12 protein-coding genes, 1 pseudogene and 1 riboswitch are annotated in these 15,203 nt (G+C 38.6%); of the genes and pseudogenes, 3 read left to right on the top strand and 10 right to left on the bottom strand.

Features of this window, described 5'->3' with window-relative positions; genetic code table 11:
- Positions 1 to 19 precede the first annotated feature (19 nt).
- From N0B48_RS03200 to N0B48_RS03170, 7 genes are all read right to left on the bottom strand, one after another.
- Complete coding sequence (locus N0B48_RS03200; protein ID WP_259836706.1) at positions 20 to 730, bottom strand: LytR/AlgR family response regulator transcription factor; 711 nt, start codon at positions 728 to 730, stop codon at positions 20 to 22.
- Entirely contained in the window at positions 708 to 1,478 is a 771-nt protein-coding gene (locus N0B48_RS03195; RefSeq protein ID WP_259836705.1) for a histidine kinase, read from the bottom strand. Before N0B48_RS03195 ends, N0B48_RS03200 begins: the two co-directional genes overlap by 23 nt.
- 288 nt (positions 1,479 to 1,766) lie before the next feature.
- Complete coding sequence (locus N0B48_RS03190; RefSeq protein ID WP_259836704.1) at positions 1,767 to 2,138, bottom strand: hypothetical protein; 372 nt, start codon at positions 2,136 to 2,138, stop codon at positions 1,767 to 1,769.
- Complete coding sequence (locus N0B48_RS03185) at positions 2,138 to 3,331, bottom strand: alanine dehydrogenase (protein WP_034726603.1); 1,194 nt, start codon at positions 3,329 to 3,331, stop codon at positions 2,138 to 2,140. Before N0B48_RS03185 ends, N0B48_RS03190 begins: the two co-directional genes overlap by 1 nt.
- 69 nt (positions 3,332 to 3,400) lie before the next feature.
- Positions 3,401 to 3,808, bottom strand: a complete 408-nt coding sequence (tsaE, locus tag N0B48_RS03180) for a tRNA (adenosine(37)-N6)-threonylcarbamoyltransferase complex ATPase subunit type 1 TsaE (RefSeq protein WP_259836701.1) — start codon at positions 3,806 to 3,808, stop codon at positions 3,401 to 3,403.
- Positions 3,808 to 4,413 carry a transglycosylase domain-containing protein gene (locus tag N0B48_RS03175; RefSeq protein ID WP_259836700.1) on the bottom strand — a complete coding sequence of 202 codons (606 nt, stop codon included), beginning with the start codon at positions 4,411 to 4,413 and terminating at the stop codon, positions 3,808 to 3,810. Before N0B48_RS03175 ends, tsaE begins: the two co-directional genes overlap by 1 nt.
- Positions 4,414 to 4,539: 126 nt before the next feature.
- Positions 4,540 to 7,509 carry an NIDO-like domain-containing protein gene (locus N0B48_RS03170; RefSeq protein ID WP_259836698.1) on the bottom strand — a complete coding sequence of 990 codons (2,970 nt, stop codon included), beginning with the start codon at positions 7,507 to 7,509 and terminating at the stop codon, positions 4,540 to 4,542.
- Between the two features lie 130 nt (positions 7,510 to 7,639).
- Between N0B48_RS03170 and dnaG the strand changes: the two genes are divergently transcribed.
- Both dnaG and clpP read left to right on the top strand, forming a co-directional pair.
- Complete coding sequence (gene dnaG / locus N0B48_RS03165) at positions 7,640 to 9,622, top strand: DNA primase (RefSeq protein WP_259836696.1); 1,983 nt, start codon at positions 7,640 to 7,642, stop codon at positions 9,620 to 9,622.
- A 119-nt stretch (positions 9,623 to 9,741) separates the two neighbouring features.
- The gene (clpP, locus tag N0B48_RS03160; RefSeq protein WP_259836694.1) at positions 9,742 to 10,428 is read left to right on the top strand and encodes an ATP-dependent Clp endopeptidase proteolytic subunit ClpP; all 687 of its coding nucleotides are present in this window, start codon (positions 9,742 to 9,744) and stop codon (positions 10,426 to 10,428) included.
- Positions 10,429 to 10,968: 540 nt separating this feature from the next.
- Here clpP and N0B48_RS03155 read toward each other — a convergent pair.
- A complete protein-coding gene (locus tag N0B48_RS03155; protein ID WP_259836693.1) occupies positions 10,969 to 12,093 on the bottom strand; it encodes a T9SS type A sorting domain-containing protein in 1,125 nt (374 codons plus the stop codon).
- 67 nt (positions 12,094 to 12,160) lie between these two features.
- Positions 12,161 to 12,352, bottom strand: a riboswitch (cobalamin riboswitch).
- 245 nt (positions 12,353 to 12,597) lie between these two features.
- Here N0B48_RS03155 and N0B48_RS03150 point away from each other — a divergent pair.
- Positions 12,598 to 13,860, top strand: coding sequence for an esterase-like activity of phytase family protein (locus tag N0B48_RS03150; protein ID WP_259836692.1), 1,263 nt, complete (start codon positions 12,598 to 12,600; stop codon positions 13,858 to 13,860).
- Positions 13,861 to 13,990: 130 nt separating this feature from the next.
- On the opposite strand, the gene tpiA is transcribed toward N0B48_RS03150, so the two are convergent.
- Both tpiA and N0B48_RS03140 read right to left on the bottom strand, forming a co-directional pair.
- A complete protein-coding gene (gene tpiA / locus N0B48_RS03145; protein WP_034726585.1) occupies positions 13,991 to 14,752 on the bottom strand; it encodes a triose-phosphate isomerase in 762 nt (253 codons plus the stop codon).
- A gap of 64 nt (positions 14,753 to 14,816) precedes the next feature.
- Positions 14,817 to 15,194 (bottom strand): annotated as a pseudogene (locus N0B48_RS03140) (GxxExxY protein).
- Between the last annotated feature and the right edge of the window lie 9 nt (positions 15,195 to 15,203).

Below are 15,203 nucleotides of genomic sequence, written 5' to 3'. Positions count from 1 at the left end.
CCGCAAAGGTCTGAAAGATCTACTTTCCGAAGAGCTCCATTAATGAGTTTTTATAAGCTTCTCCGATCTGAAGTTTCAGGAAATTATCACCTTCCGACTGAATCGTACTGATAATTTCGTTGGTGGAAAATACTTTGATGGAAGACAACGCAATGATCTCCTTTTTATTCACCTGGGCGAAGTCTTTGGAAGGAAGCATTTCGAGAAGTGTCTTAAAGCTGAGATTTTTGAGGACGATGGTGGTTCCGTCGTTCAGGATGATATCTTTATCGCGGCTGTCGATTTCAGAGGTTTTAATGTAAGCGATCTGTTCTGTGAAAATGACTGTTCTACCGATATTGGTATTCCATTCGATCAAATCCTTTTTATGGGGAACGTCTACCAGCTCTTTTGCTTTTTCGAAGGCCTGAATCAGTCTTTCTTTTTTGATGGGTTTTCTGACATAGTCTACCACATTCAGGTCAAAAGCTTCGGCTGCATATTCTTTGTAAGCCGTTGTGAAGATGATTTTTTTTGAACCGGAAATAATTTCGGCTACCTGAAGTCCGGTCATTCCCGGCATTTCAATATCCAGGATACAGAGATTGCAATCGATGTTGTTTATCTCGCTCAGGAAAATTTTGGGGTCGTTAAATGCTTTTACGACTTCTACATTTTCGATCTGCTCGCATAGAAGTTTTAAATAACTGATGGCCAGTAATTCATCGTCAAGAATAACGCATTTTATCATAAAATTCCCCTAAATTGATTTTTAATTCTGCTGTGAAGATACCGTTTTTTGAGCTTTTCTCGAGCTGATAATGATTGTTGTAGATCATTTTAAGCCTTTGATCCAGAGACTGGCTTCCGAAGCCACTGTTTTCCTTTGCAAGAATGTTTTTTAAAGAAGCTTTGTTGCTGACTTTCATCGTGAAAATTCCGTTTTCAAGTTCCAGATGAATGGAGATAAATGAATCCTGAGCCAGAAAATCAGTGTGTTTGAAGGCGTTTTCGATAAGATCAACAGAGATCAGCGGAGCGAAAACCTTTTCTTCATACACTGTATCCGACTTATTGATTCTTGATTTGATCCTGAAGTCAAAAAGTGGGTTTATCTTTATTTTATTGATCTCGATAAGGCTTAACGCGAAATTCAGTTCCTCTTTAGGGCTGACAAATTTATTGTTGCTTTCGTATAAAATATAATCCAGAACATTCGCAAGTTTATCCAGCGACATATACGTCTGGTAAGCATGAGACTGCACAGAATTCAGAATATTTTTGAAGAGATGAGGATTCAGCTTGGTGCCGATATGCTCCAGCTGGACTTCATTCAACTTCTGTTCAATGATTTTATTCGTTTCGGTAAGTCGGGTGTTTTTCTGTCTGAATCTGCCGTTCTGGCTGAAAAGATAAATACTGACCGTAAGCAGGAAGAAAATAGCAAATACTCCAATGAATATCAGATAATCGTGGATCATGTAGTAATTGCCTTCCATAAAAAATATTATTTGATGCTACTATTTAAAATCAGTTTAATTTAACCTAAAGAACATTCAAACTCTTAATCATTCTTACTAAATAATTTTCTAAACTTCTTAATGTTTAAAATCAATATTTAAATTTAGCTAATTTAACTATTAAGAACATTTAAGCTGTTGAGATTAATTAAGAAAAATATCAAAGATATTTTATAAAGCTTGCTGCTTATTATTTGACATTGTCAAATCCTTAATTATCCTTTTTTTAAACAAGTTTCTTAACTCCTTAATGTTTAAAAATAAAATTTATTTCAGTTTCTTCAAAGAATTCAACGTTACCGTTTCCTCACATTTTTCAAAAATGATTTCATACGTCGGATTTTTCTCCGGATACGTAATCACATAGTCAGGGCAAGGCTTTTTCTGAGCATGACTTTTATCGAAATCTACTTTTCCATTGGTAATGATGCTGTCTTTTATAAATTTCTCATCAATTTTATAGGTAGTCATTTCGTTCTTAGCTTCTTCAGAATATTTGAATTCCTTGGAAAGGGTTTCTGCAATCACACGGCTGTTGGGAAGATACCCGCTGCAGCTCGCGCCTTTTTTGTTCAGAATAAAAAATACAAGAATCAGCCCCGGAATAAGGCCTATTAAAAAGAATTTAATTTTTTTCATTAGAAAATTAAAAGATTGATATCGTGGTAAGTAAGTCCGAAACGGTCGCAGATCACTTTTTTGGTGTGTCTTCCTTTGTACATGTATAAACTTTGCTTCATTTCGTTTTTGCGGATCAGCATATTTTCAAAACCACCTTCTTCATCGTAGTTCAGGATATAGGAAAGGAAGAAATTGGAGATTGCTTTGGTTGTGGTTCTCGGCATTCTTGACGTTAGGTTCGGAAGTCCGCAGTGGATCACGCCGTGCTTGATGATATAAGGATCTTCCATCGTTGTCAGTTCGGATGTTTCGATCACTTTGCCGTTATCTATGGTAATATCGATGATGACACTGCCTTTTTTCATTTTCGCGACCATTTCTTCGGTAACGATAGGCGTCATATTTAATCTTGGAAGGGCACCGATCACTACATCTGCACGTCTTAAAGCTTTGCTTAATTCTTTAGGATCAATGATGGAGGTTGGAACTCTGCTGTCTACCAGGGTGTGAAGTCTTCTCAGCTTAGAAAGTGAGTTGTCGAAAACCCTTACGCTGGCTCCCAATCCGATGGCTGCTTTTGTGGCAAATTCACCCACAATTCCTGCGCCTAAAATAACAACTTCTGCAGGTCTTACTCCTGTGATACCGCCCAGCATCAGGCCGTTTGAAAGGGCAAGAAGTTCGGATGCGTATAAAACAGAAACGGTTCCTGCTATTTCGCCGACCAGTCTTACCAAAGCAAGCTGTTTGTATTCGTCAACGATAAATTCAAATGCAATGGCGTTGATTTTTCGCTCTGCCAGCTTTAAGAAATAAGCCTTGTCTCTCAGGTTGATCTGAAGCGCTGAAACCAGATAGGTATTCGGTTTCATATAATCAATCTCATCTTCTGTGGGAGGATTGATCTTTAGAATAAGATCCTGTCCGAAAGCTTCTTTAGGATCAGTGGTGATCTTTGCTCCTGATTCAGAATACTGAAGATCTGTAAAAAAAGAACCTTCTCCCGCTCCAGCTTCTATAATAAGCTCGTGACCGTGTTCTACTAATACCTGTACCGCGTCCGGAGTAATGCAGGTTCTCCTCTCATTAAGACAGGTTTCTTTAGGAATTCCAATACTGAACTGTTTTCCTTTCTTTATAACCTCCAACTTTTCTTCTTTCGGCATCAATTCTTCTTCAGTAAAAGGAGTAAAAATATTTGTAGTACTCATTCTTTAAATAAATTATGTCTTACAGGTTGTTGTTTTTCAATTGAATTTATAAGCAAAGATACATAATATTTACTCGAATGAAATTTCTCTTTCATCCCCAGTATTCACGATACTCATTGTGTGGTACTTAAGCCCGTAGAGCTCTTCTTCGTATACTTCCGGCCATTCTATGATGCACAGAAAGGCGTTATCCAGGTATTCTTCAATGCCGATATCATACACCTCTTCGATGTTTTTTAAACGGTAAAGATCAAAGTGATAAATCTTTCCTTTTGGAGTACTGTATTCGTTGACAATAGAGTAGGTAGGAGAGTTCACTTCATCTTCACTTCCCAGGTTTTTGAGAAGAAATTGAGTAAACGTTGTTTTACCCGCGCCAAGGTTTCCTTTTAAAAGAAGGATGTTATGCTTTAAGTCAGGAATGATCTTATTGACAACTTCCTGCCATTCTTTAATGTTATGGATGGTGAAATTCATTATTTATTTAAATTTTTTATATATAAATCGTAAAAATATGCAGTTCTTACCTTGGAGTGTTGAGGGTTTGTATTTCGGTTATTTTTAGCAGGATTTTCATACAGACTTAGTATTTCTGCCATTTCAACAGGACTTAAATCTTTAATTTTTTTATTAAATAGAGACTTTGAGAGTATTGTGACTCCCTTTCTGTTTTCTAAAAAGTCAAACATATCAAAGTTAAAACTCAGGCAATTTTTTGGGTTATAATGATGCTCAATGTACCTTGAAATAATAAAATATTTTACTACAGATTGTGTTTTAAATGTTAGGTGAGGATAAAAAGTATAGGCTGTTTGACTGCAAGGGCATTCTTTTTTTGAAACAGATGAACTGAATGTATTATTGATCATAAGATCCCACGAATTTGTAGATAAAGACTTTGGATAGACTGTATTATAAAAGGTTATAAAGTTTTCCGGAAGTTTTGGAGCACTTCCCACTGTCACTGTGATTATTCTACGATCTTCTGCATCTAAAAAATATTTCCCTCCAAATTCTATACATAGAATAAGCAGGGCAAAAGTAGAAATCAGTGCTATAGTAATACTTTTTAAAAACTTCATCCAAATGATTAATGAAAGCGATAAAAACTTCGCTTATTAACGGTACAAATTTAATTCTAAATTATAATCAAAACAAAACCGGCCGAAAGATACTTCCAGCCGATTCATCATTTAATAATACAAAGACTACTGTTTAATGATCTTATGGATAACGGTCTGGCCATTGTCTAGCGCTAACTTAAGGATGTAAATTCCTGAGGCTAAATGTTCAAGTGATACTTCCTGTACCTGACCTCCTGTTTTTACAAGCTGCCCCGAGATAGTATACAGTTCAAAAGATTTTATTTTCTCCTTAGAATCTATCTTTACGAAAGATACGGCCGGATTCGGATAGATTCTGAGTTGATCTTTTACCGTTTCAAGGGTAGATAAATTTCCAGCCTTGATTTCAAAATTGTCAAAAGAAAGATCAAAATCTCCCGCCGTCCTGTTGGCATTAATTCTAACTTTTACAAACTGGTTTTGATAAGCGGCGAGAGAATATGTTTTTTTGATATAGTTTCCTGTACCCGGTTCATTATTTACCGTTCCGATGGTGGTCCATGTTGTCCCGAAATCCGTAGAGATCTGTACGTCAAAGTTCCCCCAGGTAGGTAGCTGTGCAAACGGGCTGTTGTAGTTAGTCTGCTTATACGAGAAGCTTAACTCATAATTAGCCGCATTTAATGGCCCCACATTGATACTGCTGAATGTTCCGGTTGTTGAATTTCCATACAGGTTTTTATACAGATTGGTAGCTGTAGTTCCGTTTCCTGTTGCTCCTCTTTCCGCACCCAGTGCAAATGATTGCGGGCTTGTTCCGGTAGTCCAGCCCTGTGGGAAAGTAGTGGTCATGAATTCTTCCTTCCATGGAGCAGGTGTCGTAGGAATGGTAGAGAATGCTACTGTTTTCCAAGGGCTTTTTTCGCCCGGCGAACAGATTCTTCTGATCCAGAAATAATAAGTACCGTTTGAAAGACCTGAAACCGCTACAGAAGTGGTTCCTGATGTTAAGGTTACAAATGGGTTTGTGTCTGCCGGAGGGGTATTCACTGTAGAAACAAAATATTCATATCCTGATGCTGGCTGCTGATTATTTACGTTCGTCCATGAAATATTCGCTCCGTTGTAGGTTTCCGCATTTAATGTTACTGAAGATAGTTCAGTACAGCTCGGTGCCGGTTCCCAGATTACATCATCTACATACATATAAGACCATGTGCTTCCGTCCACTCTTCTAATTCCCAGATGATCAGCGGCTCCTGAATAATTGTTGATATACACCACATATTCCTGATACGTCGTAGTCAACGGTATCGTTTCAATGATTTCAACGTTGGCAGAAGAAGTGGTTCCTGTTAAAGCCACGATCTGAACTTTGATATCAGCCGAAGTTCTTCTCGCTTTAAAACGAAGTCTGTGCGTTCCGCTGCTGATGTTGGTCAGTTCAGGACTTACCAGAATCATTTTCGTGGCAGCTTCAGTGGTCGTGGCACCATTTCCGTAAAAGCTGATGTTATTGGGTGATGAATTGGCATCCGTTGTTGTTAAGCTGATGGTTGGTGTAGAACCATTATTGGAAGTCAGAATTTTACCCCAACAATTCGGAAGATTATTGGTTCCTGAAACGGAATCAAAACTTTCGTAGAATGAAGAAACAGGCGTACAGGTTGTATAAATGCTTACCGTACTGGAATAAGAGCTCTGACACTGTGTGCTTACACTTTTTCCTCGGATGAAATACTGAGTATTCGGCTGAAGTCCTGCAATATGCTGGGACAAAGTAGAAGTTCCCAATGTGAAAGGTGATCCCGCTACCATAGAAGTGAAATTACTGTCCGAAGCGACTTCAATCACAGTGTTAATCGGCAGTGCGCTTCCGTTTTCAGTAACAGGCCATGTCACATTAAATGAATTAGTATTCGCGTTGGAGGGTGTAATCCCATTGACTGGAATCGGGCAGTTGGTGATGGAACTGCTCACAGGATTCTGTGTATTGTATAAAGGTCCGTTCGTACAGTTTGAATTCACTGCATAAACCGTGTATGTATACTGATTATTTCCGCGGATACCGTGGTTGTAATTGTTCTCAAAAGTAGTATTCGCTCCGTAATAGGCTACATAGGCATTCAGAGAAGTATTTTCTCCCGTTGTGTATACCGTTCCGTTGGTTGGTGTATTGGGTGCTGTTCCGTTTACATTTCTCAGGATAAGGTATTTGTCAGCTGCCGGAGAACTCGCTGTAAAACTTCCGTTAATGATGATTCCTGTATTCGTTAAAGCTAAATTGGAAGGCTGTGCTGCAGGAGCTATACATGGAGTAGGAACAGTCCAGTTAAAAGTCAGGCCCTGTGCAGCCAGAAAACTGTAGTTACTCGCGATTCCTGCGGAAGAATTGCTTCCCGCTACCGTATTATTCCAGTTGCTGGTGGCATTTCCGGAAGCCGTTCTGTTGTTATAATCACTGCTTGAAGTTCCACGGAGTCCCACCTTGGCATTCGTTGCACTTGGCGTTCCCTGGGAATTCATGCTGTATACATATTTTATGCTTCCGTTTTCATGCAATCTGGCCTGGAAATCCCAGTCGTGATGAGAGGCAGCAGTCGCAGGAGAAGCCCCGTAAGGCCTGAAATGACTCCATTGGACCACAAATTCACGGTTCGGAGTACTTCCGGTAACCGCATAATCAATAGATCCCGTTAAACCATTAATATTAAAAAGAGATTCAAGGTCTGCAGACAAAGGGGAGATTACCCCGGAATAAGAAATTCCCGAACCTATCGGATCCGTAGAGCTGGATGTTGTACTTCCAAAGCTGATGAATCCGTTGGCGTGTACTTTTACAGAATTAAATGCAGTTCCGTTAAAAGGAAAAGAGAAGGGAATAACGTCATTCAATGTATAGACATTTTCATCCAGAAGACCTGTTCCGGTAGATGCGGTAGCAGTGGCAATATTGGTTGCGACGGATAATGGCGTATAGGTTCCCTGATTCTGTGAGAATGAATAATAAGAGACAATCTGCGCATTCATGGAAGCCCATCCTGAGAGGACGAGAGCTCCGGCCATGCTTAATTTGGACCGCTTGAGCAGTCTAAAGAATTGAGTTGTAATCATGCTTAATGTTTAAAAATTTTCAATGCAAACTTATTATTTTTAATTAGAATTAATTTAAATAAGAATTGTGATATAAATCATTCTTTTCCGGGAAGTTTTTTTCTTCAAACTAAATATTTAATTTTACACTATGATTTCCAAACAGACCATAGACAAAATTTTCTCAACGATACGGGTAGAAGAGATAGTAGGAGAGTACGTTCAGCTGAAAAGAGCCGGGTCTAACTTCAAAGGGCTCAGTCCTTTTCATGATGAAAAGTCGCCAAGTTTCGTCGTTTCACCAAGCAAACAGATTTGGAAAGATTTCTCCACCGGAAAAGGAGGAACGGCCATTTCTTTCCTGATGGAGATCGAGAATTTCACCTACCCTGAAGCCCTTCGTCATGCCGCCAAAAAATATGGTATTGAAATCGAAGAAGATCAGCGTGAATTTTCCGAAGAAGCAAAGCATGCACAGACGGAAAAAGATCAGTTATATAAAATTCATGAAGTAGCCAATTCCTATTATCAGGAAATCCTTTGGGATTCCGAAGAAGGAAAAAGTATTGGTCTGGCTTACTTCAGAGAACGTGAGCTGAAAGATGATATCATCAGAAAATTCCAGCTTGGATATTCACCGGAAAAGAAAAATTCCTTTACGCTTTATGCTGAAGAAAAAGGCTACACAAAGGAAATTCTTGAAAAATCCGGACTTTCCATATTTCCTGAAAATACACCATCCGGTATCGACCGTTTCCGTGAAAGGGTTATTTTCCCGATCCACAGTTTTTCGGGCAGGGTTTTAGGTTTCGGAGCCAGAATTCTTAGGAATAATGTAAAAACCGCCAAATATCTCAACTCGCCGGAAACGGAAATTTATCATAAGTCTAATGTGCTTTATGGTTTAAATCAGAGTAAACAGGCGATTTCAAGGAAAAATATCTGTCTTTTGGTGGAAGGTTATATGGATGTGATCGCGCTTCATATGTCCGGAATCGAAAACGTTGTGGCAAGTTCAGGAACCTCTCTGACTACGGAACAGATCAAACTTATCAAAAGGCTGACAGAAAATGTGACGATCCTTTTTGATGGGGATAATGCCGGAATTAAAGCCAGTTTCAGAAGTATTGATATGCTGCTTACGGAAGGGATGAACATCCGTGTTCTGCTATTTCCTGATGGTGACGACCCGGATTCATTCTCAAGAAAACATCCGCAGGAATATGTAGAAAAATTCATCGAAAATGAAGCGATGGATTTCATTGATTTTAAAGCTGAAATTCTTTTAAAGGAAGTCGGAAACGACCCCATTAAAAAAGCGGAGGCCATCAGAGATATCGTAAAATCTGTAGGTTTCGTTCAGAATGCTTTAAAAAGAGAAGTTTATCTGAAGGAGGTTTCCAATAAATTCGGACTTTCGGAGCAGAGTCTTTTCAACGAGCTTGATGTTCAGAAACAGATCACACAGAACCAGACGCAACACGTTCAGCAGCAGAAAGAAAAAGTTCAGCCCAAGCTTGAAATTGTCCCTCTGGATGAGGAGAAAGAAGACCCTTATCTGTATGATGTTCTGTTTATGGAAAGCAAGCTTGTGGATCATATGCTGATGTTTGGAGATATTGTTTTGAAAAGGACGAATGAAAAAAACGAGGAGTATCAGATTACAGTGATTGAAGAAATCCTGTTGCATTTTGAAGAAGAACAATACAGCTTTTTGGTTAAAGGGAATGAGATTATCATCAATCAGGTGAAAGACGGTATTCAGAAAGATGAGCTGAGAAGCGGGAACTTTTTTGTGTCTCTGATGGACGAAGAAATTACGTCAAAAGTAGTAGATGCACTGATGCCATTGGATGAACTGGAGAACTGGGGTTCCCGAAATATTTATCCCCCGAATTATGGCGACAAAATAGCAGAACAGGTACAGGGCGACGTTTTACTGCACAAATACAGGTATATCGATTATCTCATCAAAGAAACAGCAAGACAGCTGGACCAATACAACGGAACGGATGAGGTAAAATACTACGAGCTGATTAAAAAAATCACACTGCTGAAACAGGCTTCCATTAGACTCAGTGATATTATTGAATATTCTCCTATCAAAGGCATCTACATCGACAGGAAAAGATAAATAGACAGACATTCTGCTGATCATCACGCTGATATTCTGTGACAAAAAGTCCTATAAAATTTTAGGAATAAAAGTTGTAATTTAAACTTCGAAAATAGTTAATAATACATAATAGAAATATGGACATTAAAAAAGACTTCAGAGATTTCTCTGTAAAACATTTAGGAAACAACGGTTTGGTTACCGATCAGTATATGGGAATGCATGGCCCAACAAACCTTACGCCATATATCATGGAAGAAAGAAGATTGAACGTTGCACAGATGGACGTATTTTCGCGTCTGATGATGGACAGAATTATCTTCTTAGGAACCGGAATCGACGATCAGGTGGCTAATATCGTAACTGCACAGCTTTTATTCTTAGAAAGTGCAGATCCATCGAAAGATATCCAGATCTACATCAACTCTCCGGGAGGAAGCGTTTATGCAGGTTTAGGAATCTATGACACGATGCAGATCATCAAGCCTGATGTAGCCACAATCTGTACAGGAATGGCAGCTTCAATGGGAGCGGTATTGCTTGTAGCAGGAGAAAAAGGAAAGCGTTCTGCACTTAAGCATTCAAGAGTAATGATTCACCAGCCTTCAGGAGGTGCTCAGGGAGTAGCTTCAGATATGGAGATCAACTTAAGAGAGATGCTTAAATTGAAGCAGGAGCTTTACGAAATCATCGGTCACCACTCAGGACAGACTTACGAATGGGTAGAAAAGTCTTCAGACAGAGATTACTGGATGACTTCTGAAGAAGCGAAAGGCTACGGAATGGTAGACGAAGTTTTACAGAGATCTACAGAGAAAAAATAATTTCCTTTTTGGAATATTGAAAAACGCACCGGTTTCGGTGCGTTTTTTTTATTTTTTTAACCACAAAAGGGACAAAAGTTTTTAAACACTTTAGTTATTTTGAAGTTGAATACTTTGAAAATAGAAGAGCACTTAAGTTGTATGAAAATCTTCGATTTTCAGGCGAGCAAAAATTCGCGGGAATAACAATCTGCTTTTCTTTAAGGTTATGGAAGATTATAGTCATCATGTATTCCCAATATCTGATTGGGATGACATGTTTTAATATTTGTGATCCATTGACTTAGGAAGCAGAGGCGTTAAAAAAATGATTTCTATGAACGTTAAGAAAATTCTACTGTTTGAGTGCGGGACAAATTCTGATTCTAAACATACCTACCTACCGCACGAGTTTAGAATTTTTAGAGAATAGAATTCATTTTTAGCCGATGATTCCAGTCTTGAATTTTTGCTACTTTTGTTTCAAGACAAAAGTAAGGGATAAAACCACGTCAATGACTAAGTTATAAAATAAAAACGCGCCTTGGGGACGCGTTTAATCTATTTCTTAATGATCTTATGAACCGTTGTATTCTTAGATGTTTTAATTTCCACTAAATAAATCCCGGCTTTCAATGCCTGAATATTCACCTTTGCTGTATTTCCAGTCAATACTTTCTGTCCTGAAACCGAATAAATATTCACTTCTTTAAGATCTTCATTGCTTTCTATTCTGATAAAATCACTTGCAGGATTAGGGTAGATACTGAATTCCTTCTTACTGTTTTCAGAAACACCTAAAGTCAGGTTCGAGGCTTCTCTTGGAGTAAATGGCAGTCTCTGTCCGAAGCTAAGACCCAGCCAGTCGTTATTACCCAGTTGAATCTGAGCAAGATTGTTCTGTCCTCTCCAGCTTGAAAGGTCTTTTCCTTTGAAAAGTTTCCAGGTCGTGGTTCCTGATGCATTTCCTGTGAAGTTATTGAGAGATAGGGTGCCAATCTGGTTGCTGCCCGATGTAAAATTAAAATAAGACGCCTGAGCGTGGATAAGCTGAAGAGCCTGTTCAGCGTTTAAGTTTCCGTTGTATTTAATTCCAAAAACGAAGGAATGAGCTTGTCCTGCAGAACTGCTGGTTCCAAAATCGATAACAACGAGGCTGGTATTGCTTCCCGTTCCGATCCAGTTGGTGATCTGTGAAGAATTGTACCATGCAGAATTGTAGGCCGCTACAGGAGGAGAGGGATGGGAAAGTGGAGGTGTAGTAGGAGTAGATCCATAACCGAAAGATGCACCATACCATTTTCCATCAACAAGGGGATCATTGTTGGCCCCATTGTTTAGGTGCATGTTTTCTGCAGTGAGGCCAGACCATGTAGACCAATAATCTTCCAGACTTGGAATGTGGTGATTGTAATTGATGCTGTAAAGAAATCCTGAAGGCACTTCAGTTTCCAGTTTTGGATCTGCTGCGTCAATTGCATTGATGAGATGTTCCATGGTGAGATTATTTGCATCATAACGGAAACCCCAGGCATAGGATGTAGGATTGTCGCTGTCATTAAAATCAGCGATGAAATAAGCCTTTTTAGAACCTGTTCCTACCCAGAATTTGATGTCATTTTCTGTAAACTGGGCGGAGAATTGCTGTAGACATAGCAGCAGTAAAAAAAGATAAATCTTCTTCATAATATAATTAAATTAAAGTTTTATTCCCGAAACTTTCCTTCCGGAAAAGAATGCAAAATTTCTTTCCGAAGTGAATGCAGATAAGGCAGGTCTCCTGGCTCGCTTCCTTAAATACGCCTTCCCGGATGGTGATCCAGTGGCATCATGTACTTAAAGTTTAAAACAGCTTACAGTTGCGGGTACAGCCCAAGCATTGAATTTCTTCTCACTTGATTCCCTGTTAATGAACAGATGTTCAGCCTTAACTGCTGCAAATATATCATATAAATTTTTGAATACGTTTTGTGAATTATCTTATTGTTTATTCCTTTTGTTTAAAGGTTGGATATTTTTTAGATCGTGATTTTTTAATTTAATAAAGAATAGGAGACAAGGTTGTTGATATTCAGGTTAATCTTGTGTTTAAAATTAATTCATCTAAAGATCCTATTGTTAAGGTATAATTATTATTAAATTCAAGATCAGTTTACAATCAATGTATACTTTCGCGGCATAAAAGTAACTATGAGAAAACTGCTGTTATCGGCTATTGTATTCACAGCGCTCGCATCATGTAAAGATGACGACAAGATGAATAACCAGGATATCAATTATACCAAACTTCCTCAGGAATTCCCTTTCTCCAAATTAGCAACGGTGAATGGTGTAGATATCATTAACGGTGGATTTGGTTCCGGCGCAGCGGCACATCCTACAAGAAAAGGTGAATTTTATGTGATCACAGACCGTGGTCCGAACACAGATTATCTGAACGGAAAAAAATTTCCGGCCCCGAATTTTACCCCAACCATCATGCATTTTAAAATTAATGCAGAAGGAAACATCGAGATCATTAAATATATCAAGCTGAAAAATCCTTCCGGCCAACCGATCACCGGTCTTCCCAACCCTGCAGGAATGGGCAGTACTGGAGAAACAGCTTACGATTCGTCAGGAAATGTTTTAGGAACAGATAATTACGGACTGGATAGTGAGAGTATCGTTGCAGCAGCAGATGGAACATTCTGGGTCTCTGATGAGTACGGACCACATATCGTTCATTATAATGCAGAAGGAGTAGAGCTGGAAAGAATCAGCCCGATAGGTGTCAATACCGGATCACGAAAACTTCCTGCGGTTTTAGCCAAAAGAAGAGCCAACAGAGGAATGGAAGGATTATGCATCACTCCAGACGGAAAAACACTTGTAGGAACGATACAGTCTACGATGTACGTTCCAACAAAAGCTTTGGCAACGAATACAACTTTAACCAGAATTGTCACTTTCGATATTGCGACAGGACAGACGAAACAGTATCTATACAAGCAAAATGGCGGTGCTTCAGACTCGGTATGTGATATTACAGCCATCAGCAGCACGGAATTCCTAGTAATTGAAAGAGATGGGAATTTTGGATCGCAGGGCGGCACCAAAAAAGTATACAGAATCAATATAGCCGGAGCTTCGGATGTGAACGGAACTGATATTACAGCCGTTGACGGATTGAAGATCAATAATAAAGCTTTAGAGCAGTCTACATGGGATGAAATTACCACTGCCGGAATCAAACCGGTGTCCAAAATTTTAGCCGTGGATCTGGTCGCAAAATTAGGATATGAGCACGATAAATTTGAAGGAATCGTTTATTTAGGAAACAATAAACTGGCTGTCTTCAATGATGATGATTTTGGAATTTTAGATGACGGAAACGGAAATCCTAAAGCCAAGATCCTTCCTAAAACCGGAAAAGTAGACAAAGGAACAATGTATGTAGTCGATATTCAATAATTAGATTTTTTTTAAGAAAACGGCGGCATCGAAGATGCCGCCGTTTTTGATTGTATATATTTAAATTCAATAGAAATGGGCTTTAGCCCATTTAATCAAAATTATAAATTCCATTGGCTTTAGCCAAAATCTATGAATTGAATCCCTCAATAATTTTAGAAAAATCCTCCAGTTTCAAAGCTGCCCCTCCGATTAGTCCACCGTCGATATCAGGCTGAGAGAAAATCTCTTTTGCATTATCCGGCTTCACAGAACCTCCGTAAAGGATGGAAACCTCGTCAGCTACTTCCTGTCCGTATTTGGCAGCGATGATGCTTCTGATGTGTGCATGGATCTCCTGAGCTTGCTCCGGAGAAGCTGTTTCGCCTGTTCCGATAGCCCAAACCGGTTCGTAAGCGATCACTACTTTTTTGATTTCTTCCGCAGAAAGTGTGAAAAGAGCAACTTCAGTCTGGTTTTTCACCACTTCGAAATGCTGTCCTGCTTTTCTCTGCTCAAGCGTTTCACCGTTACAGTATACAGGGATTAGGCCTTTGTCAAGCGCCAATTTGATCTTTCTGTTGCAGTGAGAATCCGTTTCACCGTGGTACTGTCTCCTTTCAGAATGCCCGATCAGTGAACCGGTAGCATCGATAGATTCCAGCATATCTGCAGAAAGTTCACCGGTATAAGCACCGCTCTCATGCTCGCTCATATCCTGAGAAAATACACCGATCTCATCTTTTTCGAAGATATCTTTAGCCATCATTAAATATAAAGAAGGCGGTGCAATCCATACTTCGCAGTTGGTGGTGTTATTGTTTTTATAGCTCAGTAATTGAATCATTAACTGTTGTGCGTCAATGACATTTTTATTCATTTTCCAGTTTCCTGCAACTATTTTTCTTCTCATAGCCTAATTATCTAATTTATTATTTATTTTTTTATTTCGCGCAGATCTTAATGATTTAGCAGATTTAAAGATTATTAACGACTCTTTTTATACTATCCATAATATTTGTTGTATTAAAATTAATTAGCATTCCTAATTTTTTATCAGATAGTTTTAAATAGGTGTAAAGTTGTTTGTAGTGAATGGCTTCTAATTCTTTTACTGATTTTAGTTCCAAAACTACCTTGTCTTCTACCAAAATATCGATTTTAAAGTTTAAATCAAATTTTTTATTGTTGTAATAAATAGGAAGTATAACTTCTGATTTTACATTTAATCCATTTTACTCTAATTCATATATGAGTATATTTTGATATATAGATTCAAGCAAGCCAGGACCTAATTGATTGTAAACATTAAAAATACATTTTCGAACAATGTATGAAATTTCATTTTCTGTCATTGTCAATCT

The organism is Chryseobacterium herbae (assembly GCF_025154075.1).
Taxonomy (GTDB): Bacteria; Bacteroidota; Bacteroidia; order Flavobacteriales; family Weeksellaceae; genus Chryseobacterium; species Chryseobacterium herbae.
The sequence above is the reverse complement of the archived record's forward strand: the minus strand, read 5'-3'. Positions and strand labels throughout refer to the sequence as shown.